The sequence below is a fragment of the Streptomyces sp. NPDC051907 genome, from assembly GCF_040681075.1.
Taxonomy (GTDB): Bacteria; Actinomycetota; Actinomycetes; order Streptomycetales; family Streptomycetaceae; genus Streptomyces.
In genome coordinates, this window is the sequence record NZ_JBFAYB010000065.1 from 22889 (window position 1) to 44735 (window position 21847).

Sequence of the window (21847 nt, forward strand, 5' to 3'; positions counted from 1 at the left end):
CACCGGACGTGGGGTGTACGGGCCTGCCGGACGAACGTTGATGACGATTAGGGTGGGTCAGGGAGCGGCACAAGAACCTCGGGCGTGCTCACGGCGTCCCAGAGGGAGAGCCGGGCCGGTCGGCAGAGTGCCGTCGCCCCCACCCACCACGGCACAAGGGTGCTGGACCACACCAGGAGGCAAAGTGAACGGCGATCGGGACGAGATCCACGGGGGCTGGAACGTTCCCGTCGATGATCAGTCCGACGCGGAGCCCGCCGAGCTGACGGGTGAGTTCACCATCGACTACACCCCGCCGGCCTGGTACACGCAGAACGCGTCGGGCGCCGACGTCTCGGGCGGGGCGGCGGGTCAGCAGTCGCCTCCTCCGCCGCCGCCGAACACCGCGCCGGTGGCCGTGCCGGGGCTGCCCGCGGGCAGTGGCTACGAGCCGAACTGGACGCCTGCGCAGCCGCCGGCCGCGGCTCAAGCGCCTGCTCCTGCTCCTGCTCCTGCTCCTGCGGTGCCTGCTCCTTCGCCCGCGGTGCCTGCTCCCGTTGAGCCGACGCCGCCGCCTGCCGCCGTCGAGCCGGCGCCTCAGGCTGCTCCGGCTCCAGCGCCCGCGCCCGCCGCCGAGCCCTTCGGGGGCGGCGATCTGGAGAGCGGGGCGACCATGCGGTTCTCGCCGGCCGCGCTGAAGCGTGAGATGGCCGAGCTCGCCGCGGCCCAGGACGCAGCGGCCCCGGTGCCCGCGGAGGAGCCCGCCGCCGCCGGGCCCGAGACGCCTGCCTCCCCTGCCCCCGCGCCCGTCGTCGACGCCGTCGCCGAGCCGGCCCCGGCCGAGGAGCCCGTAGCCGAGCCCGAGCCCGCGGTGGCCGAGTCCGCAGCCGCTGAAGACTCCGCCGCCGGGACGGACTCCGGCCAGGAGGCCGAGGCTCAGGACGTCGCAGCCCAGGACGTCGAGGACGACGCCGAGCCCCGCGAGGAGGCCGCGCCCGAGCCGGTGCCCGAGGCCGCTTCCGACGCCGTGCCGCAGCACGCCCCGGTGGCGCCCGCCGACGCCGTGCCGCAGGACGCGGTCCCGGCCGACGAGCCCCAGGACGCTCCGCCCGCGCCGGCGCCCGTGCAGCCCTGGGCGCAGACGCCGCCCGCCCAGAACTCCCCGCAGGACTCCGGACTGCCTCCGCTGCCGCCCGCCTTCCAGCCGGCCGCTCCGGCGCCGGCGCAGCAGTGGCCCCCGTCCCCGCAGACGGCGGAGCAGTCCGCCCCGCCGCAGGGCCACCCGCAGCACCAGCCGCAGCCTCAGCTGCCTGCGCAGACCACCCCGCAGTCCGCGCCCGCCTGGCAGACGCCGGCCGCAGCCGCGCCGCTGCCGCCCGCGACGCCGGACCCGAACGCCCAGGCTCCCCAGGGCGGTTACGGCTTCCCGCAGGCCGGCCAGCCCGCCCCGCAGGCTCCCCAGACCGCGCAGGGCGGTTACGGCTTCCCCCAGCCCGGCCAGCCGGGCCAGCCGACCCCCCAGACCCCGCAGGGCGGTTACGGCTTCCCGCAGCAGGGTGGCCAGCCCGGCCAGCCGAACGCCCAGGCCCCGCAGGGCGGATACGGCTTCCCGCAGCCGGGCCAGCCGGGCGCTCCCGGCCAGCCCACCCCGCAAGCCCCCCAGACCCCGCAGGGCGGATACGGCTTCCCGCAGCAGGGTGGCCAGGCGAACGCCCAGGCCCCCCAGGGCGGCTACGGCTTCCCGCAGCCCGGCGCGAACGCGCCCGTACCGCCGCAGGCGCAGGCGCACACGCAGACCCCCAGCCTGCCCGCGCAGCAGAGCCACCCGCACCAGCCCCAGCCCCAGAGCCCCCAGCAGCCCCAGCCGCAGGGCCAGCCGCAGCCCACGCCCCAGAACCAGGGCCAGAACCAGGGCCAGGCTCCGGCCGGCCCGCCCGCCGATCCGCGTGCCGGGGCCGCCTGGCCCACGCCAGTCGCGCACGACCAGCGCGAGCGTTCCGTGCCGGGCGCCCCGCTCGGCTACACCGCGGCCGTCGAGCTCTCCTCCGACCGCCTTCTGCGCAACAACAAGCAGAAGGCCAAGTCCAGCCGCAACCCCTCCGCCGGCGCCCGCTTCAAGCTCGGCGGCAAGAAGGAGGAGGCCGAGCGGCAGCGCAAGCTCGAGCTGATCCGCACGCCGGTGCTGTCGTGCTACCGGATCGCGGTCATCAGCCTCAAGGGCGGCGTCGGCAAGACGACGACCACGACCGCGCTCGGCGCGACGCTGGCCACCGAGCGGCAGGACAAGATCCTGGCGATCGACGCCAACCCGGACGCGGGCACGCTCGGCCGCCGGGTGCGCCGTGAGACCGGGGCGACGATCCGCGACCTGGTCCAGGCGATCCCGTACCTCAACTCGTACATGGACATCCGCCGGTTCACCTCGCAGGCGCCCTCCGGTCTGGAGATCATCGCCAACGACGTGGACCCGGCCGTCTCGACGACCTTCAACGACGAGGACTACCGGCGCGCGATCGACGTGCTGGGCAAGCAGTACCCGATCATCCTCACCGACTCCGGCACCGGTCTGCTCTACAGCGCGATGCGCGGCGTCCTGGACCTGGCCGACCAGCTGATCATCATCTCCACGCCGTCCGTCGACGGCGCCTCCAGCGCGTCGACGACGCTGGACTGGCTGTCGGCGCACGGGTACGCGGACCTGGTGCAGCGCTCGCTGACGGTCATCTCCGGAGTCCGCGAGACCGGCAAGATGATCAAGGTCGACGACATCGTGCAGCACTTCCAGACGCGCTGCCGCGGAGTGATCGTGGTGCCCTTCGACGAGCACCTGTCGGCGGGCGCCGAGGTCGACCTCGACATGATGCGGCCCAAGACCCGCGAGGCGTACTTCAACCTCTCGGCGCTGATCGCGGAGGACTTCGTCCGCGCTCAGCAGCAGCAGGGCCTGTGGACGGCGGACGGCAATCCTCCGCCGCACCTGGCGCCCCCGATGCCGAGCCACGGCGGCCAGCCGCAGCCGCAGGGCCAGCCGCAGTGGCAGGGCCAGCCCCAGGCGCCGGGCCAGCCCGGCGCGCCCGGGCAGCAGCCGTATCCGCCGCAGCAGCCGCAGCCTCCGTACGGCGGACCGCAGCCGCCCCAGCAGCCCTATCCGCCGCAGGGCTGGCAGCAGTCGCCGCCCTCGCAGGCGCAGTCCCCGGCGAGCCCGGCCGGCCCCCCGGTCGCCGGCCAGCCCGGACCGCAGCCGCAGCCCTACCCCGGCCAGCCGGGCGCTCCCGGCCAGGGCGCCCACCCGGGCCAGCAGGGCTTCCCCGGCGCCGCGTACCCCGGCCACCCGGGTGCTCCCGGACAGGCCGCCTACCCCGGTCAGCCCAATCAGCCCGCATCTCCTGAGCAGCCCGATCCGCAGGGTCCCGGGGCGCCCGCCGGATGGCCTCCGCAGCAGCCCGGACAGGCGCCGCCAGCCCCTCAGCAGTAACGCTGCAGAGGTCTCGACCAATGAGGGCCCACACCGTCTCCCACGGTGCGGGCCCTCAGCGTATTTCCGCAGCCCACACGGGGTCTGACGGGCCGTTGACTCGACTTGACCGGCGCTGATAGACCTTCGCTTCACCAACTGGCGAACGAGAGATCAACCTGCCTTCTCCAAGCGAGTGATGACGCGAGGTCACCGTCCATGGTCACGAAGATTCCGTCCGGCGTCCGACTTCTCCTGGCCTCCGGCGCAGCCGCCGCGCTGGCGGCCACCGCCCTGGCTCCCTCGGCCCGCGCGGCCGACGACGGCGGCAAGAAGGTCCTCACCGTCGCCGTCTCGCAGAGCGTGGACTCGCTGAGCCCGTTCCTGGCACAGCGGCTCGTCAGCACCACCATCCACCGACTGGCCTACGAGTACCTGACGAACTACGACGTCAAGGACGCGCGTCCGATCCCCGGCCTGGCCACCTCCTGGAAGCCGTCCCCGGACAAGCTGACGTGGACGTACACCATCCGGAAGGACTCCAAGTGGTCCGACGGCGAGCAGGCCACCGCCGAGGACGCCGCGTGGACGTTCAACAAGATGATGACGGACGAGAACGCGGCCACCGCCAACGGCAGCTTCACGGCCAACTTCAAGAAGGTCACCGCGCCGAACCCCGAGACGCTGGTCATAGAGCTGAAGAAGCCGCAGGCCACGATGGTGGCGCTGGACGTGCCGATCGTGCCGAAGCATGTGTGGGAGAAGGTCGGGGACTTCTCGAAGTTCAACAACGACAAGCAGTTCCCGATCGTCGGCAACGGCCCCTTCGTCGTGACCGACTTCAAGGTCGACCAGTACGTCAAGCTCAAGCCGAACAAGGACTTCTGGCGGGGCGCGCCCAAGTTCGACGAGCTGGTGCTCAAGTACTACAAGGACGGCGACGCGGCGGTCGCGGCGCTGAAGAAGGGCGAGGTCTCCTTCGTCCAGGGCCTGACGCCCGCTCAGGCGACCGCTCTCGAGAAGACGCCGGACATCAAGGTCAACGACGCCCCCGGCCGTCGCTTCTTCGCGCTCGCCACCAACCCCGGGGCGCGGTCGCAGGACGGCAAGTCCTTCGGCAACGGCCACAAGGCGCTGCTCGACCCGGCCGTCCGCAAGGCGCTCTTCCACGCCACCGACCGCAAGACCATCGTCGACAAGGTCTTCCAGGGGCACGCCGTGGAGGGCGAGGGCTATATCCCGCCCCGCTTCGGCGACTACTTCTGGCAGCCGTCCGCGGACCAGAGGATCGCGTACGACCCGGGCAAGGCGGCCGCGCTGCTGGACCAGGCGGGCTACCGGAAGAACGGCGACGGCAAGCGCGTCGGCAAGGACGGCAAGGCGCTCGACTTCCGCATCCTGTGCCATGCCACCGACCCCAACGACAAGGCGATCGGCAAGTACCTCCAGGAGTGGTGGGGCGATCTGGGCATCGGACTGAAGGTCGACTGCCTCGACAACGTCTCCGACCCCTGGCTCAAGGGCGACTACGACCTGGCCTTCGACGGCTGGTCCGTCAACCCCGACCCGGACTTCGTCCTGTCCATCCACACCTGCTCGGCGCTGCCGGCCACGCCCAAGGACTCGGGCGCGACCGACAACTTCATCTGCGACAAACAGCTCGACGAGCTGTACGCCCAGCAGACCGTGGAGTACGACCCGGCCAAGCGCAGCGAGCTGGTCAAGCAGTTGCAGTCACGGCTGTACGACACCGGGTACATGAACGTCATGGCCTATCCGAACGCCGTCGAGGCGTACCGCACCGACCAGATCAAGTCCATCAAGACGATGCCGGAGGCCGGCGGGAACCTCTGGGGCCAGGACGGCTACTGGAGCTGGTGGTCGGCCGAGCCGGCCGAGGGCTCGGCGGGCTCCGGCGGCGGCTCCTCGACGGGCGTGGTGATCGGGATCGCCGCGGCCGTCGTCCTGGCCGCGGCCCTCGGGTTCTTCTTCGCCATGCGCCGCCGCACGACCGCGGAAGACCGTGAGTAGTCGATGACCACGACGAGCACGACCGGCACCGCCGCCGTCGCGCGGGCCTCCGAAGCCCGCGCGACGAGCGGCAGCGCACGCGCGTATCTCCGCTATGTGGCGGGCAAGCTGGGCGGCGCGACGATCTCGCTGCTCGCGGTGCTGGTCACCAGCTTCTTCCTGTTCCGGATCATCCCCGGCGACCCGGTGAAGGCCATGACCCATGGCATGCCGACGTCGGCCGAGCAGCTGGACACGCTGCGCCGCCAGTTCGGGCTCGACCAGCCGATGTGGCAGCAGTTCACCGACTACTGCGCCAAGGCGCTGACCGGCGACCTCGGAACCTCGTACCAGTTCCGCGCCCCCGTGGGCGAGCTGATCGCCCAGAAGCTCCCGGCGACGCTGCTGCTCACCGGGGTCGCCGTGGTGATCTACTCGGCGCTCGGGCTCTGGCTCGGCACCCGCTCCGCCTGGCGGCACGGCAGCCGCGGCGACCGGCTCAACACGGGCGTCGCCCTGACGCTGTGGTCGGTGCCGTCCTTCTGGCTCGGGCTGCTGCTGATCATCACGTTCTCGGTGGGGGTCGGGCCGATCCCCGGCCTGTTCCCGACCGGCGGCATGGAGTCGGGCGACGCCACGGGCTTCGCCTACTTCCTGGACGTCGCGCACCACATGGTGCTGCCGGTGCTGACGCTGGTGGCCGTCGGCTACGCGCAGACGCTGCTGGTGATGCGCTCCTCGCTGCTGGACGAGATGGGCGGCGACTATCTGACGACGGCGCGGGCCAAGGGGCTGCGGGACGACTCCGTACGCCGCCGGCACGCCGTCCCCAACGCGCTGCTGCCGACCGTCACCATCGTGTTCATCAATCTGGGCCATGTGGCGGCCGGGTCGATCCTGGTCGAGACGGTCTTCTCCTGGCCGGGGCTCGGCGGGCTCTTCTACCAGGCGCTGAGCGTGCCCGACCTGCCGCTCGTCCAGGGCCTGTTCGTGGTCTTCGCGGGGGCGATGATCCTGATGAACCTCCTCGCCGACCTGCTCTATCCGCTGCTCGACCCCCGGGTGGGCCGATGACGACGTCGCTGACCTGGACCCGCCGCCGACACGCGGTCTCCCGGTTCTGGAGCTCCTACCGCACACACCGGGCCGGGCTCTTCGGGCTCGGCGCGCTGGCGGTGATCGCCCTGGTCGCTCTCGCCGCGCCGCTGCTGGTCGGCTCGGACGTCCAGAGCGTCACCCAGGCGCCGGGGAGCGCCCTGGAGTCGCCGAGCGCGCGGTTCCCGCTGGGGACCGACCAGTTCGGGCGGTCGCTGCTGGGGCTGCTGGTGTGGGGGGCGCGGATCTCGCTGACCGTGGGGCTGCTGGCGGCGGCGCTGTCGGTGGCGATCGGCACGCTCGTCGGCATCGTCGCCGGGCACTACGGCGGCTGGTTCTCGACCCTGCTGATGCGGGTGACGGACTGGTTCCTGGTGATGCCCACGCTGGTGCTGGCGATCGTCCTGGCCACGGTCATGTCCCGGAGCGTCTGGACGGTGATCCTGGCGATCGGCGTCACCAGCTGGCCGACCACGGCCCGGCTGGTGCGGGCGCAGACGATCGCGGTCGAGTCGCGTCCGTACATCGAGCGTGCCCGGGCGCTGGGCGGCGGGCACGGGCATGTCATGAGCCGCCATGTGCTGCCCAATGTGATGCCGCTGGTGCTGGCCCAGACGACGCTCGGGATCTCCACGGCGATCCTCACCGAGGCGACGCTCGCCTTCCTCGGCCTCGGCGATCCGACGGTCGTCTCCTGGGGCGGCATGCTCCAGGACGCGCGCGAGGCGGGCGCGGTCTCCTCGGGCCACTGGTGGTACCTGGCGCCGCCCGGGATCGCCGTCGCCCTGGTCGCGCTCGCCTTCACGCTGTGCGGCCGGGCGATCGAGTCCGTGCTCAACCCGAGGCTGGGGGTGGCTCGTTGAGCCTGCTCGAGGTCAGGAAGCTGCATGTGACATACGGCGCCGGGGCCCGCGCCGTGCCCGCCGTACGCGGTGTGGACCTGAGCGTGGCCGCGGGCCAGAAGCTGGGCGTCGCCGGCGAGTCGGGCTGCGGCAAGTCCACGCTCGCGCTCGCCCTGCTCCGGCTGCTGCCCGCCTCCGCCCGGCTCACGGGCGAGATCCTGCTCGACGGCGAGGACGTCCTCACCATGAAGTGGGGGCGGCTGCGGGCGGTGCGGTGGGCGGGGGCGTCGATCGTCTTCCAGGGCGCGATGCACTCGCTCAACGCGGTGCACCGCATCGGGGAGCAGATCGCCGAGCCTATTCTGCTCCACCACAGGACGACGCCGGCCGAGGCCAAGAAGCGCGTCGCCGGCCTGCTCCAGCAGGTGGGGCTGCCGGCCGCGCGCGCCGACGCGTATCCGCACGAGCTCTCCGGCGGTCAGCGCCAGCGCGTGATGATCGCCATGGCGCTGGCCTGCGACCCCCGGCTGATCGTCGCCGACGAGCCGACCACGGCGCTCGACGTGATGATCCAGGCGCAGATCCTGCGGCTGATCGAGCAGCTGGTCGCTGAGCAGGACATCAGCCTGCTGATGATCAGCCACGATCTGGCGGTGCTGGCGGAGACCTGCGACCGGCTGGCGGTGATGTACGCGGGGCGGGTGGTCGAGGAGGGTCCGGCGCGGGCGGTGTACGACGCGGCCCGGCATCCCTATGGACAGGCGCTGTCCGCGGCGTTTCCGCGGATCGGCGACCCGCTCTCGCGCCGCTCGCCGCGCGGACTCGCCGGCGATCCGCCGGATCCGTCCGACCTGCCCGGCGGCTGTACGTTCCACCCGCGCTGCCCGGTCGCGCTGGACGCGTGCGCCGAGGACGACCAGGTCCTGGCCGGCGCCGGGCACCGGGCGGCGTGCGTCCACGCGGCAAGGAGCCAGTCATGAGCGCCACTCCCCTCCTCTCGGCCGCCGGCCTGCACGTGACCTTTCCCGGGCGGCGCGGCGCCCCGGCCGCGCGCGCGGTGGACGGGGTCGACCTGGACGTCGGCGCGGGCGAGATCGTGGCGCTCGTGGGCGAGTCGGGGTGCGGCAAGACGACGCTGGCGCGGTCGCTGCTCGGCCTGGTCGCGCCGACGTCCGGGCAGGTGACGTTCGGCGGCGTCCCGCTCGCGTACGACTCCCGCGCCCTCAAGGCGTACCGCAAGCGCGTCCAGCTGGTGCTCCAGGACCCCAGCGGCTCGCTGAACCCGCGGCACACGGTGTACGACGCGGTGGCGGAGGGGCTGCGGATCCACGGGTACGCGGGCGACGAGCGGGCGGCGGTCTCCGAGGCCCTCGCCCGCGCCGGACTGCGCCCGCCCGAGCGCTTCTTCCTCCGCTATCCGCACGAGCTGTCGGGCGGTCAGCGCCAGCGCGTGGTCATCGCCGGGGCGCTGGTCCTGGAGCCCGAACTGATCGTCGCGGACGAGCCGGTGGCGTCGCTGGACGCGTCGGTACGGGGCGAGATCCTGGCGCTGCTGCTGCGTCTGCGGGACGAGCTGGGCCTGTCCGCGCTGGTGGTGACGCACGACCTGGGCCTGGCGTGGAACATCGCGGACCGGGTCGCGGTCATGTACCTGGGCCGGATCGTGGAGACGGGCCCGGTGGAGGAGGTCCTGACCTCCCCTCAGCATCCGTACACGCAGGCGCTGCTGTCGGTCCTGCCGGAGTCGGAGGGCGACCCGGTGGTCCTCACGGGCGAGCCCCCGGACCCGTCCCGCATCCCGACGGGCTGCCGCTTCCACGCCCGCTGCCACATCCTGTCCTCGGGCGAGGCGGACAGGGCGGGCGTCTCCGACGCCTGCCGCACAAGAGACCTGCCGGTCCTGACGGGAGGGGTCGGGGCGGGGGTGGCGTGCCACTGGGCGTGAGGGGTCTCCCCCTGACCTGAGGTCTCCGCCCCCAGCCCCCTCCGGGGCGTCGCCCGAGCCGTACGAGGGGACGCGGAGGGGTCGTGTTCTGGACGTAAAGCGGCGCAGGTCGCGCGAAGCGCGCTGAGGAAAGCAGTCCAGAACACGAGCCCCGGAGCGGCCCCGGGCCCGCACCTGCCGGAGGCAGCCTCACACCGGAGAGACCCGCACCGCCAGCAGCCTCAGGCCGGAGAAGCCCGCACCCCCGCCGCCCCACCCCTCACCGGTCCGCCGTAAGCTCCTTGCACTTCTTCACGTCCGCCGCGATCGCCTCCAGCAGCGCCTCGATCGACTCGAACTTCTCCTGGCCCCGCACATACGCCAGGAAGTCCACCGCCACGTGCAGGCCGTACAGATCAAGGCCCACCCGGTCGATCGCGTACGCCTCCACCGTGCGTTCCGTGCCGTCGAACTGCGGGTTCGTGCCCACCGAGATCGCCGCCGGCATCCGCTCCCCCGCCGCCGTCAGCCAGCCCGCGTACACCCCGTCCGCCGGGATCGCGGTGTGCGGCAGGGTCTCCACGTTCGCGGTCGGATAGCCCAGCTCGCGGCCGCGCTGCGCGCCGCGGACGACCACTCCCTCGACGCGGTGCGGGCGGCCCAGGATCTCTCCCGCGCCCTCGACGTCGCCCTGGGCGACCAGGCGTCGGGTCAGCGTCGAGGAGAAGGGCTCGCCGCCGCCCGCCTCGCCGCTCACATACAGGTCGACGACCTCGACCTCGTAGTCGTACGTCGCGCCGAGCTCCGCCAGGAACGCCACGTTCCCCGCCGCCCGGTGCCCGAAGCGGAAGTTCGGGCCCTCGATGACGGCCAGCGCGTGCAGCTTGTCGACGAGGACCTTCACGATGAAGTCGGCGGGCGACAGCTTCGAGAACTCCGTCGTGAACGGCAGGATCAGCACCGCGTCCACGCCCAGCTCCGCCATCAGCTCCGCGCGCCGGTGGTGCGGCGCGAGCAGCGGCGGGTGGCTGCCGGGGCGGACGACCTCGCTCGGGTGGGGGTCGAAGGTCACGACGACCGACGGCGCCCCCAGCTCGCGCGCCCGCTCCACCGCGCGGCCGATGATCAGCTGGTGCCCGCGGTGCACCCCGTCGTAGGAGCCGATGGTGACGACGCTGCGTCCCCAGTCCTCGGGGATGTCCTCCAAGCCACGCCAGCGCTGCACTGTGACCGCTCCTCGCCCGAACCTGTGTACGTGATTGCCGATTACGCAGGTCTAAGACTGCCATGCCCGCGGCTCCCGGTTCGCATCGGCACCGGGCTGGCGAGGGTCTCGACCGTCCGGCGCGCGCTCGGGCCGACCACCGCCGCCCACTCGTCCGGCGCCCTGGCCAGCCATCCCACGACGAGCGCGGCGAAGCCGGGGACCTCCCTGGCCAGCTCGACGAGCCGCCGGTCGAAGCAGGTCGCGCCCTCGGGGGTGCGGACCAGCAGCATCCCGGTGCGGTGCACCAGCTCGCGGGTGCGGGCGTCGGGACGGCTCCCGCAGCCCAGCGCGGCGGCCCGCAGCAGCGCGTCGAGGACGGCGAGGTCCCGGGTCTCGTACTGCTCGTAGTCCAGCAGCGCGGCCAGCAGCTCGGCCCGCAGCGACCGCGACGCCAGGCTGCCGGGCGCGGCGAGGACGGGGGCGAGGGCCCGCCGCACCTGCACCGGCCGCCCCCTCAGCAACGCGGTGACCAGCGGGAACAGCACCGCACGCGCGCCCGGTCCCTGTTCCAGGCGGCGCTCGACGTACGCCGCGACGTGCACCGCGCCCTCGGGCCAGTGCTCGACGTACTCGCTGACGAGGTCCGCCGCCCGGCGGGCCAGGGCGGGCGTGGTCACCTCGGCGAGGGCGCACAGCACCTCGCGCGCGCCGCCCCCGGGCTGCAGGAGCCGGGCCTGGAACGCGGCCAGCACCGAGTCGGGGTGGGTGGCGAGGGCCGGGGTCAGCGCGCTCACCGGCAGGCCCGTGTCGCCCGCCACGAACGCCGCGAGCGCCTGCGCCAGGTAGCGGGAGCGGGTGTGCGGGTCGCGTACGAGCAGGGCGAGCGCGGGGCCGTGCAGGGCGAGGTCGCCGGGGCGGGCGAGCAGGGCGAGCGCGGCGTACCTCAGCAGCTCGCGGTCCGCTTCGCCGCTCGCCAGCGGCGCGGCGGCGAGCCCGTAGGCGGCGGCCGCGAGGCGGCGCTCGGGCCGTGGGTCGTGGGCCCAGCGGTCCACGGCCCGGCACAGCGCCGACGGCTCGTCCTCGGCGAGCGCGACGAGCAGCTCGTCGGCCCGTGGGTGGGCGGTGGCGACGAGCGCCTCGGTGAGGTCGTCGACGGCCAGGCCGCGGCGGGCGTAGAGAAGGGCCTGCGCGGCGGCGGCGACGGTGGGCCGCAGCCCGGCGTCCGGGTCCGCCGGCAGGGGCGTCTCGTCGTCGAACCAGCCGCACAGCAGGGGCTGTACGGCCGCGGGGTCGGCGGCGAGCCGTCCGGCGACGGCGTCCAGATAGCGCGGCTGGGCCGCCCGCGCCCAGGGCGGCCCGTCGGCCGGCACGAGCCTGCGCAGCAGATCGAGCCGTTCGGCCTCGCTCAGCCGCAGCCGCTCCCAGAACCAGGGCCCGAACTCGGCGAGCCCGCCGGGGGCTGGACGGCCTCCTGCGGGCACGGAACGCTGGGTGATCCGCTCGGCGAGCAGCCGCAGCACGGGGAGGTGGGCCTCGGCGTCGGGGACGCGCAGCAGCGTCTCGCTCAGCAGCCGGGCGCCCCACCACCGCGCGTCGTCGAACCGCGCCCGCGCCTCCGCGTCGCACGCCACCGCACAGCCCGAATCCGCGTCGCACGCCTCCCCGTAGCCCGAACCCGCGTCACACGCCACCGCACAGCCCGAATCGCCGTCACACGCCTCCCCGTAGCCCGAATCCGCGTCACCCGTATCGGTGTCGTCCGCCCCCTGCTCGTACGCCGGCCGGTCCACGGCCTCGACCAACTCCGCCAGCCTGCGCGACAGTTCCGCGGCGCCGCGCCTGCGGCCCAGGAGCAGCAGGGCCTGGACGACCGTGCCGAGACGGTGGCGCGGCGCCGGCAGGGTGGGCGGCGGCGAGGGATCCGCGTCCGCCCCGGGCCGCGACGGCGCCTGACCGCTGCCCCGGCCCGCGCCGGGCCCCTCCCCAAGCCCCTCGCCCGGCCCGCTCGCGCCCAGGCGCGACGGCAGTCCCGCCGGCGCCCCCGGGCGCCACTGGTGCACCAACGAGTGCAGCGCCGCGTCCAGGTCCAGATGCGCGGCCTGGACCCAGTCCGCGAGCTCCTCGTGCGCGAAGCGGTAGCCCGCGCCCGCGGGGACCAGCAGGCCCTCGGTGAGGACCGCGGAGGCCCAGCCGGCGGCCCAGGGGAACAGCTCCTCGAAGGACTCTCGGTCCAGCTCGCCCTGGCCGGGGCCGAGGCACCGCCGGGCCGCCTCGTGGACCCGGCCGGCCGCCTTCGCGGCCAGCCTGCGCACGGCGGACCCGCGCAGCCGCGGTCTGGAGGCCGCGGCGACGCGGACCGCGATCCGCAGGCAGAGCAGGTCCAGATGGGCGGCGAAGACCTCTTCGCGACCGGGCCGCCCCAGGATCTCCCCGGGCCTGCCCGGCGTCTCCCCCGGCCTGCCCGGCGCCTCGCCGGGCAGCGCCTCCCGTACCTCCGCGAGCAGCCGCAGCGCCAGCGGGTGCCGCTCGTCGGCCGCGGCGACGGCGCCGGCGGGCAGTCCGTACCGCGCGCGGGCGTGCTCCGCCTCGAGGGCGGACAGGTCGCCGAGGCGGAGCGCGGGCGGCAGCCGGTCCGCAGGACCGGCCGGCCGGTGGAGGGCCTGGGGCGGGTAGAGCGCGCCGGTCTGCTCCCAGTGCTCGGGCCGGCAGCCGACGATCATCCGCACCCCGCAGGCGGCCAGCCAGCTCACGGTCCCCTCGGTCCACTCGCGCAGCCGGTGGGCGAGGACCGGCGGCATCTCCTCGGGCCCGTCCAGCAGGACGAGCAGCGGCCGCCCGGCCTCGCGGGCCAGCCGTGCCACCCGCTCCGGGGTGACGTGGTCCATGCCGCCCCGCGCGCCGGACGCGGCGAGGATCCGTCCGGCCTGGTGCAGGGCGCGCGCGACCGCGTCGGCGACGGAGGAGTCGTCGGCGCGCAGATCGGCGCCGCGCAGCCACACGGTGGGGGCGGGCTCCGCGCCGCGGGCGCGGCGGGCGGCGAGCGCGGCCAGCTCGGTCGTACGGCCCGTTCCCGGGTCGCCGACGAGTCCCATCACCAGTGCGGTGAAGGAGGCGAACTCCCTGACCACGTCCGGTCGTTCGACGGGGTCCGGCCAGTCGCTCGGCCCGCCCATGGCGCCCGCGGAGCCCGCGGACGTCGCGGTGAGCTCCAGGACGGCGGCGAAGTTCAGGTCCGCGCCGTAGCCGGGGACGGTGGCCGCGTTGCGCCGGAGCAGTTCGGCGAGCGGCCCGTCCGGCGGCAGGCCGGCGGCCCGCAGGGGCAGGGCGAACCCGGCCGCGCGGCGGTCCGACCGCAGCGCGGTGCCGAGGACGGCGAGCACCGAGCCGGTCGCGGCGTCCAGCACGGGCCCTCCGGCCGCCTCGCCGCCCAGCCGCAAGGCGTCGCTGCCGTCCGTCCCGATCGCGAGCTCCATGGCGTCGCCGAGCAGGTGGAAGCGGTCGGTCGCGGTGTACGTCACCTGTGCGGCGCCGAGGATCCGCGCCTCGCGCCAGCCGCGTGCGGCCAGTCGCACATAGGCACCCGGCTCGACTCGCTCCCGCGCGCTCACAGGCAGCGGCCTGACCCCGAGCCCCTCGGTGCGCACCAGCGCGAGTCCGGCCTCGGGCAGGGGTGTGATGGCGTCGGCCTCGGCGAGGCACGTCCGGTCGCCGTGCGCGTGCAGCACGACGCGTACCAGCCCGTCGACGGCCTCGTGGCTGGTCACCACCGTGCCGTCGTCGTCGGCGACGAACCCGGTCCCACGCGGCCGGCCCGCCAGATCGCAGATTCGTACCAGCGTCGCCAGGTTCCCGCGTCCCATGCTCCGACGCTAGTTCGGCAAGATCAGCGGGAGAAGGCCGTGCGGCGAAAGCGCCCCCCAGTGCCCCCGCGGTTCACTCCGAGCGCCCGTCCGATGGGGTGAAAGGCGGGGTCGGGGCGGATAGACCCTCTGGCGAGGGGGATCGTGGAACGGGCAGCGGCCCTGCCCGTTCCACGATGGAGCCGCTCGCGCGGTGCAACCGGTCACGCGATGGAGCCGCTCGCGCGGTGCAGCCGCTCGCGCCACGGCGGAGCCGGTCGCGGCGAAGGCCCGGCGGGCGGGCTCAGCCGAAGACGGCGAGGCTCTTGGCCTTGCCCTTCTGCTCCTCCACCAGCGCCAGGAAGCGCCCGTCGGGCGCGAAGGCCGCCACCGGCGAGGCGTCGAACGTCGGCATGTCCAGCCGTACGCCGTTGGCCAGCAGCCGGGCGTTCTTCTCGGACACGTCCCAGCGCGGGAACGCGGCCTCGGCGGCCTCGGCGATCGGCATCACGGTGAGCTCCTTCTGGAGCTCGTCGAGCGTCTTGGCCGCGTCCAGCCGGTACGGGCCGACCCGGGTGCGGCGCAACGCCGTCAGATGGCCGCCGACGCCGAGGCCGGCCCCGAGGTCGCGGGCGAGGGCGCGGATGTACGTGCCGGAGGAGCAGACGACCGAGACGACCAGGTCGAGGACCGGCGTCCCGTCCTCGGCGACGGCTTCGCGCACGTCGTACACCTGGAACGAGGAGACGGTCACCGGACGGGCCGGGATCTCGAACTCCTCGCCCCCGCGCACGCGTGCGTAGGACCGCTTGCCGTCGATCTTGATGGCGCTGACCTTGGACGGCACCTGCATGATGTCGCCGGTCAGCTCGGCCACGCCCGCGTCGACGGCCTCGCGGACGACCGCGGAGGCGTCCGTCGAGGACGTGATCTCGCCCTCGGCGTCGTCGGTGACGGTGTTCTGCCCCAGCCTGATCGTGCCGAGGTACTCCTTCTCGGTGAGCGCGAGGTGGCCGAGGAGCTTGGTGGCCTTCTCGACGCCCAGCACCAGCACGCCGGTGGCCATGGGGTCGAGCGTGCCCGCGTGCCCGACCCGCCGGGTCCTGGCGATCCCGCGCATCTTGGCGACCACGTCGTGCGAGGTGAAGCCGGACGGCTTGTCGACGATGACGAGCCCGTCGGGAGTCGCCTTCTTCGGCCCGCGGCCCGCCTCCGGGCGCTGGGAGCCGCCCTCGCCGCCTTGCGACACTGCCTTCGTTCCTCGCTCGTTCTCTTCCCCGGCTGCCGCCGGGAGGGTCCCGCTGTCGTCGACGGCGGCGGGCCGGTCGGCCCGCCCGCCTGCGGTGTCGCTCATTCCGCGGAGTCGTCCTCGTCGTCCGGCTTGCGGTACGGGTCGGCGTCGCCGGCGTAGGTCGCGCCGGAGGACGCGTCGCGCACCTTGGCGTCGGAGGCCCGCGCCTTGTCGAGGAGGTCCTCGATCGTCTTGGCGTTCTCCGGGAGGGCGTCCGCCACGAAGGTCAGGGTGGGCGTGAACTTCGTGCCCGCCGCCGCGCCGACCGCCGAGCGCAGGACGCCCTTGGCGCTCGCCAGCCCCGCGGCCGCGCTCGCCCGGTCCTCGTCGTCGCCGTAGACCGTGTAGAAGACCGTGGCCTCCCGCAGGTCACCGGTGACCCGGGTGTCCGTGATGGTCACGTGCGTACCCAGGCGCGGGTCCTTGATGCCGCGCTGCAGCTTCTCGGCGACCACCTCCCGGATGAGGTCCGCCAGCTTCTTCGCCCGAGCGTTGTCGGCCACTGGTCCTTCTCCTTATTTCCTTGCTCAGTCTTCGTCGCCGTGCAGCCGCCGTCGTACCGACAGCAGCTCCACTTCGGGCCGGGCGGCGACCATGCGCTCGCACCGGTCCAGTACGTCTGTGAGGTGCCCCGTGTCCCCGGAGACGACCGCCAAGCCGATTCTGGCCCTGCGGTGCAGATCCTGGTCCCCGACCTCTGCCACGCTCACCGCGTACTTGCGCTGGAGCTCGGCGACTATCGGTCGGACGACGGAGCGCTTCTCCTTCAGCGACCGTACGTCGCCGAGAAGCAGATCGAAGGACAGAGTCCCCACATACATGTATGTCCGGATGTCCCGCCGGTACGGGTTCGAGGGTCCGGGGCTGGTCCCCCGGACGGCACAGCCGCGCCCTCCCAGTGCCTGGCAGGGACACAAGAACCGTACACGCAACGGCCGGGGCCGCTCGACGGATTTCTCCGCCGACCGGCCCCGACTGATGAGGTACGGATCAGCCTCGCGGCTTCTCGCGCATCTCGTAGGTCGCGATGACGTCGTCGATCTTGATGTCGTTGAAGTTTCCGAGGTTGATACCGCCCTCGAAGCCTTCGCGGATCTCGGTGACGTCGTCCTTGAAGCGACGCAGACCCTGGATGTTGAGGTCCTCCGCGATGACCTTGCCGTCGCGGATGAGCCGGGCCTTGGTGTTGCGCTTGACCTCGCCGGAGCGGATGAGAACACCCGCGATGTTGCCCAGCTTGGACGAGCGGAAGATCTCGCGGATCTCCGCCGTGCCGAGCTCGACCTCTTCGTACTCCGGCTTGAGCATGCCCTTGAGGGCCGCCTCGATCTCCTCGATGGCCTGGTAGATCACCGAGTAGTACCGGACGTCGACGCCCTCGCGCTCGGCCATCTGCTGAGCACGGCCGGCCGCGCGGACGTTGAAGCCGATGACGATGGCGTCGGAGCCCATGGCCAGGTCGATGTCCGACTCGGTCACGGCGCCCACACCGCGGTGCAGGACGCGGATGTCGACCTCTTCGCCGACGTCGAGCTGGAGCAGCGAGGACTCGAGAGCCTCCACCGAACCGGACGCGTCGCCCTTGATGATGAGGTTGAGCTCTTGCACCAGACCGGCCTTGAGCGCCTCGTCCAGGTTCTCCAGGGAGAACCGGACGCCCTTGCGGGCGAAGTTGGCGTTCCGCTCGCGAGCGGCGCGCTTCTCGGCGATCTGGCGGGCGGTGCGGTCCTCGTCGACGACCAGGAAGTTGTCGCCGGCGCCGGGGACGTTGGTGAGACCCAGGACCAGGACGGGGGTCGACGGACCCGCTTCCTCGACGTTGTTGCCGTTGTCGTCGAGCATCGCCCGGACTCGGCCGTACGCGTCGCCCGCGACCATCGTGTCGCCGACGCGGAGCGTTCCGCGCTGGACGAGCACGGTGGCGACGGCGCCGCGACCGCGGTCGAGGTGGGCCTCGATCGCAATACCCTGCGCGTCCTGCTCGGGGTTGGCCCGCAGGTCGAGCGAGGCGTCCGCGGTCAGGACCACGGCCTCCAGCAGGGAGTCGATGTGCAGACCCTGCTTGGCGGAGATGTCGACGAACATCGTGTCGCCGCCGTACTCCTCGGCGACCAGACCGAACTCGGTGAGCTGACCGCGCACCTTCGTCGGGTCCGCGCCCTCGACGTCGATCTTGTTGACCGCGACCACGATCGGCACGTCGGCCGCCTTGGCGTGGTTCAGCGCCTCGATCGTCTGGGGCATCACGCCGTCGTTCGCCGCCACCACGAGGATCGCGATGTCGGTGGACTTGGCGCCACGGGCACGCATGGCGGTGAACGCCTCGTGACCCGGGGTGTCGATGAAGGTGATCTTGCGCTCTTCGTCGTTCACCTGGGTGGCGACCTGGTAGGCGCCGATGTGCTGCGTGATGCCGCCGGCCTCGCCCGCGACGACGTTCGTCTTGCGGATCGCGTCCAGCAGTCGGGTCTTGCCGTGGTCGACGTGACCCATGACGGTCACGACCGGCGGACGTGCGACGAGGAACTCCTCGCCGCCCTCGTCCTCGCCGAACTCGATGTCGAAGGACTCGAGAAGCTCGCGGTCCTCCTCCTCCGGGCTGACGATCTCGAGGACGTAGTTCATCTCGTCCGCGAGCAGGCGCAGCGTCTCGTCGGAGACGGACTGCGTGGCAGTGACCATCTCGCCGAGGTTCATCATCACGGCGACGAGCGACGCCGGGTTGGCGTTGATCTTCTCCGCGAAGTCGGTGAGGGACGCACCGCGCGACAGACGGACGGACTGTCCGTTGCCACGAGGCAGCATCACACCGCCGACCGACGGGGCCTGCATGGCCTCGTACTCCTGGCGCCTCTGACGCTTCGACTTGCGACCACGGCGCGCGGGGCCGCCGGGACGGCCGAAGGCGCCCTGCGTGCCGCCACGGCCGCCGGGACCGCCCGGACGTCCGCCGAAGCCGGGACGGCCACCGCCGCCGCCGGGACCGCCGGGACGACCGGCGAAGCCGCCGCCGCCACCGGGACGACCGCCGCCGCCACCGCCGGGACGGCCTGCGCCGCCGCCGGGACCGCGACCGCCGCCGCCGGGACCGCCGCCGGGGCGGGGTCCGGCAGCAGGACGCTGCGGCATCATGCCCGGGTTCGGGCGGTTGCCCGCGGGGCCGCCGCCGGGACGGGGCGCCTGCGGACGCGGCATGCCGCCGGGGGTCGGACGAGCGCCGCCCTGACCGCCCTGCGGACGCGGAGCGCCGCCGGGGCCGCCCTGCGGACGCGGGGCGCCGGGAGCGCCGCCGTGGCCGCCGGGACGAGGCGCGCCGCCGGGACGGGGCGCCTGCGGGCGCGCCATGCCGGTGGAGCCACCCGAGGTGAAGGGGTTGTTGCCCGGACGGGGACCGGCCGGACGAGCGCCGCCGGGGCGCGGAGCGCCCTGACCGCCGGACGCGGGGCGCGCGGGGCGCTCACCACGACCGCCGTCTCGCTGGCCGCCGTCGCGCTGACCGCCGGCCGGAGCCGGACGGGCGGGACGGGGACCGGGAGTGGCGCCTGCGGGACGCGGGGCCTGCGGCGCCGCGGGCTGGGCCGGGGCCGGAGCCGAGAACTCGGCAGCGGGCACCGGAGCCGCCGGAGCGGGCTTGGCCGGCGCGGGCTTGGGACCCGGACGCGGACCCGGAGAGGGGGCCGCGGAGGGGGTGCTGCTCGCCGGAGCCTCGGCTGCGGCCGGCTTGGGGGCCGGGGCGCCGGGCTTGGGGGCAGCGGGACGGGCCGACGTCGCCGGGGAGGGCGCGCCGGGCTTGGCAGGCGCGGCCTTGCGGGGCGCGCCAGGCTTCGCAGCGGACTTGCCGGCGTTGCCGCCGGGCCCCTGCAGTGCGTCAGTCAACTTGCGTACAACCGGCGCCTCGATCGTCGAGGACGCCGAACGGACGAATTCACCGAGTTCTTGGAGCTTGGCCATGACGACCTTGCTCTCTACGCCGAACTCCTTGGCGAGTTCGTATACCCGGACCTTAGCCACTTCGCTCCTTTTAGGTCCGGGTTACCGCCGGACCGTCGCTACTTCATGGGCGTACTCATCGCGTACTCATCGAGTGCTCATCGCAATCTCGACCTACTTCCAACTCGCGAGGTACCTGACCGCACGGGACTCCGTGCCGTACTTCTTCCTTACAGTGCTGCCTGCTCTACATACCGGCGTACATCCGCCACATCGAGCGGTCCCTGGAGCCTGAAGGCCCGGGGGAACGCCCGGCGGCGGACCGCCAGGTCGAGACAGACCGAGGCGGGATGCACATACGCACCCCGGCCGGGCAGCGTACCGCGATGATCGGGGACGCATGCGTCCTCGGTCGCCACGATGCGCAGCAGATCGCTCTTGGCCGCTCGCTCCCGGCACCCCACACAGGTGCGCTCAGGGCATGCGCGGGCATGCGTCCGGCCAGACACGTTTAAGTCTACCTCCCCGCACCGACCTCACCCCTTTGGGGCAAGAATCGAACGGTTGTTGTCGTGATCTCGCCATCACAGAACGCAGTCACGGCGAGATCTATTCCACAGACGCGGGTCCCGGGACCGATCCCGGGACTGATCCCAGGACTGAGGTGCTGCCGAGGGGCACGCAGTCGCGGACCCCGCGAACCGCGGCCCCGCGGACCGTCCCGAGCCCACCGGGCCCGAAACGCTCAGCGCTGAGCCGCGCCCTGGTCCTCGGTCTGCTCCGTGTCCGGGCGGATGTCGATGCGCCAGCCCGTCAGACGGGCGGCCAGGCGGGCGTTCTGCCCCTCCTTGCCGATCGCCAGCGAGAGCTGGTAGTCCGGCACCGTCACCCGCGCCGAGCGGGCGGCCAAGTCGACGACCTCGACCTTGCTGACGCGGGCCGGCGAGAGCGCGTTCGCCACCATCTCGGCCGGGTCGTCCGACCAGTCGACGATGTCGATCTTCTCGCCGAGCAGCTCGGCCATGACATTGCGCACGCGGCCGCCCATCGGGCCGATGCAGGCGCCCTTGGCGTTGAGGCCGGAGCGGGTCGAACGCACCGCGATCTTGGTCCGGTGACCGGCCTCGCGGGCGATCGCCGCGATCTCGACGCTGCCGTCGGCGATCTCCGGGACCTCGAGCGCGAAGAGCTTCTTCACCAGATTGGGGTGGGTGCGCGAGAGCGTGACGGACGGACCGCGCACGCCCTTGGCCACCCGTACGACGTACGTACGAAGGCGCAGACCGTGCGTGTACTCCTCGCCCGGCACCTGCTCCTGCACCGGAAGGATGGCTTCCAGCTTGTCGTCCAGCTTGACGAGGACGTTCTTGGGGTCCTTGCCCTGCTGGACCATGCCCGCGACGACGTCGCCCTCACGGCGGGCGTACTCGCCGAAGGTGACGTCGTTCTCGGCGTCCCGCAGCCGCTGCTGGATGACCTGGCGGGCGGTGGTGGCGGCGATCCGTCCGAAGTCCGAGGGAGTGTCGTCGAACTCCTTGGGCTCCTGGCCCTCCTCGAGGTCGGCCGGGTCCTCCTTCGCCCACACCGTCACATGACCGGTGTCGCGGCTGAGCACCACGCGGGCGTGACGGCGGCTGCCCTCGGTGCGGTGGTACGCGATGAGGAGGGCCGACTCGATCGCCTCGACCAGCAGGTCGAAGGGGATCTCCTTCTCCTGTGCCAAGCCCTTCAGGAGCTTCACGTCGATGTCCACGGCTACGCCTCCTCTTCTTTCTGAATGGCGTTCTTGTCCTTGCGGTTGAACTCGATCTCCACACGGGCCTTGGCGATGTCGGCGAAGGCCAGCCGGCGGGCGGTGGGCTTGCGCCCCTTCACGCCCGGCGCCTCGAGGTCGAGTCCCTCGTCGTCCACGGTGAGAATGCGGGCCACCAGCTCTTCGCCGTCGGCGAGCTGGAACTTCACCAGCCGGCCGACGGCGCGCAGGTAGTGGCGGTGCTGGGTGAGGGGGCGGTCGGCGCCGGGCGAGCTCACTTCGAGGACGTACTCGCCCTCTCCCATCGCGTCCGTCTCGTCCAGCTTCTCGGAGACGACGCGGCTCAGCTCGGCGCAGGCGTCCAGCTCGACGCCCTCGTCGGAGTCCACGACGATCCTCAGCATGCGGCGGCGACCTGCCCGGGACACCTCGATCTCTTCCAGATCCAGGTCCGCGGCGCTGACGAGCGGTTCCAGCAGCCCGCGCAGCCTCTCGCTCTGGGTGGTGCTCATCCGGGTGACTC

The 21847-nt window shown here is 73.2% G+C and carries 15 protein-coding genes; 6 read left to right on the forward strand and 9 right to left on the reverse strand.

Annotated features, from left to right (window positions below):
• The first annotated feature begins 184 nt into the window (after positions 1 to 184).
• The 6 genes from AB0M39_RS28210 to AB0M39_RS28235 all read left to right on the forward strand — a co-directional run bounded on the left by AB0M39_RS28210 (position 185) and on the right by AB0M39_RS28235 (position 9325).
• Positions 185 to 3454 carry an SCO5717 family growth-regulating ATPase gene (locus AB0M39_RS28210; RefSeq protein ID WP_365368740.1) on the forward strand — a complete coding sequence of 1090 codons (3270 nt, stop codon included), beginning with the start codon at positions 185 to 187 and terminating at the stop codon, positions 3452 to 3454.
• Positions 3455 to 3652: 198 nt separating this feature from the next.
• The gene (locus AB0M39_RS28215; RefSeq protein WP_365368741.1) at positions 3653 to 5464 is read left to right on the forward strand and encodes an ABC transporter substrate-binding protein; all 1812 of its coding nucleotides are present in this window, start codon (positions 3653 to 3655) and stop codon (positions 5462 to 5464) included.
• Between the two features lie 3 nt (positions 5465 to 5467).
• Positions 5468 to 6517 carry an ABC transporter permease gene (locus tag AB0M39_RS28220; protein WP_365368742.1) on the forward strand — a complete coding sequence of 350 codons (1050 nt, stop codon included), beginning with the start codon at positions 5468 to 5470 and terminating at the stop codon, positions 6515 to 6517.
• Entirely contained in the window at positions 6514 to 7401 is an 888-nt protein-coding gene (locus tag AB0M39_RS28225; RefSeq protein WP_365368743.1) for an ABC transporter permease, read from the forward strand. The genes AB0M39_RS28220 and AB0M39_RS28225 overlap by 4 nt, the downstream gene beginning before the upstream one ends.
• Entirely contained in the window at positions 7398 to 8360 is a 963-nt protein-coding gene (locus tag AB0M39_RS28230; RefSeq protein ID WP_365368744.1) for an ABC transporter ATP-binding protein, read from the forward strand. Before AB0M39_RS28225 ends, AB0M39_RS28230 begins: the two co-directional genes overlap by 4 nt.
• On the forward strand, positions 8357 to 9325 hold the full coding sequence (locus AB0M39_RS28235; RefSeq protein WP_365368746.1) for an ABC transporter ATP-binding protein: 969 nt from the start codon (positions 8357 to 8359) through the stop codon (positions 9323 to 9325). The genes AB0M39_RS28230 and AB0M39_RS28235 overlap by 4 nt, the downstream gene beginning before the upstream one ends.
• Positions 9326 to 9584: 259 nt before the next feature.
• Here the strand turns inward: AB0M39_RS28235 and AB0M39_RS28240 are convergent, their stop codons facing one another.
• From AB0M39_RS28240 to rimP, 9 genes are all read right to left on the reverse strand, one after another.
• Complete coding sequence (locus tag AB0M39_RS28240; protein WP_365368747.1) at positions 9585 to 10529, reverse strand: bifunctional riboflavin kinase/FAD synthetase; 945 nt, start codon at positions 10527 to 10529, stop codon at positions 9585 to 9587.
• 41 nt (positions 10530 to 10570) lie between these two features.
• The gene (locus AB0M39_RS28245) at positions 10571 to 14371 is read right to left on the reverse strand and encodes a serine protease (protein ID WP_365368748.1); all 3801 of its coding nucleotides are present in this window, start codon (positions 14369 to 14371) and stop codon (positions 10571 to 10573) included.
• A 283-nt stretch (positions 14372 to 14654) separates the two neighbouring features.
• Positions 14655 to 15704 carry a tRNA pseudouridine(55) synthase TruB gene (truB, locus tag AB0M39_RS28250; protein WP_365368749.1) on the reverse strand — a complete coding sequence of 350 codons (1050 nt, stop codon included), beginning with the start codon at positions 15702 to 15704 and terminating at the stop codon, positions 14655 to 14657.
• The gene (rbfA, locus tag AB0M39_RS28255) at positions 15701 to 16144 is read right to left on the reverse strand and encodes a 30S ribosome-binding factor RbfA (protein WP_365368750.1); all 444 of its coding nucleotides are present in this window, start codon (positions 16142 to 16144) and stop codon (positions 15701 to 15703) included. Before rbfA ends, truB begins: the two co-directional genes overlap by 4 nt.
• 24 nt (positions 16145 to 16168) lie before the next feature.
• Positions 16169 to 16462, reverse strand: coding sequence for a DUF503 domain-containing protein (locus AB0M39_RS28260; RefSeq protein WP_365368751.1), 294 nt, complete (start codon positions 16460 to 16462; stop codon positions 16169 to 16171).
• A 169-nt stretch (positions 16463 to 16631) separates the two neighbouring features.
• Positions 16632 to 19652, reverse strand: coding sequence for a translation initiation factor IF-2 (infB, locus tag AB0M39_RS28265; protein WP_365368752.1), 3021 nt, complete (start codon positions 19650 to 19652; stop codon positions 16632 to 16634).
• Positions 19653 to 19801: 149 nt separating this feature from the next.
• The gene (locus tag AB0M39_RS28270) at positions 19802 to 20080 is read right to left on the reverse strand and encodes a YlxR family protein (protein WP_365368753.1); all 279 of its coding nucleotides are present in this window, start codon (positions 20078 to 20080) and stop codon (positions 19802 to 19804) included.
• 236 nt (positions 20081 to 20316) lie between these two features.
• Positions 20317 to 21324 carry a transcription termination factor NusA gene (nusA, locus tag AB0M39_RS28275; RefSeq protein ID WP_365368754.1) on the reverse strand — a complete coding sequence of 336 codons (1008 nt, stop codon included), beginning with the start codon at positions 21322 to 21324 and terminating at the stop codon, positions 20317 to 20319.
• Between the two features lie 2 nt (positions 21325 to 21326).
• A complete protein-coding gene (gene rimP / locus AB0M39_RS28280; protein ID WP_365368755.1) occupies positions 21327 to 21836 on the reverse strand; it encodes a ribosome maturation factor RimP in 510 nt (169 codons plus the stop codon).
• Positions 21837 to 21847 lie beyond the last annotated feature (11 nt).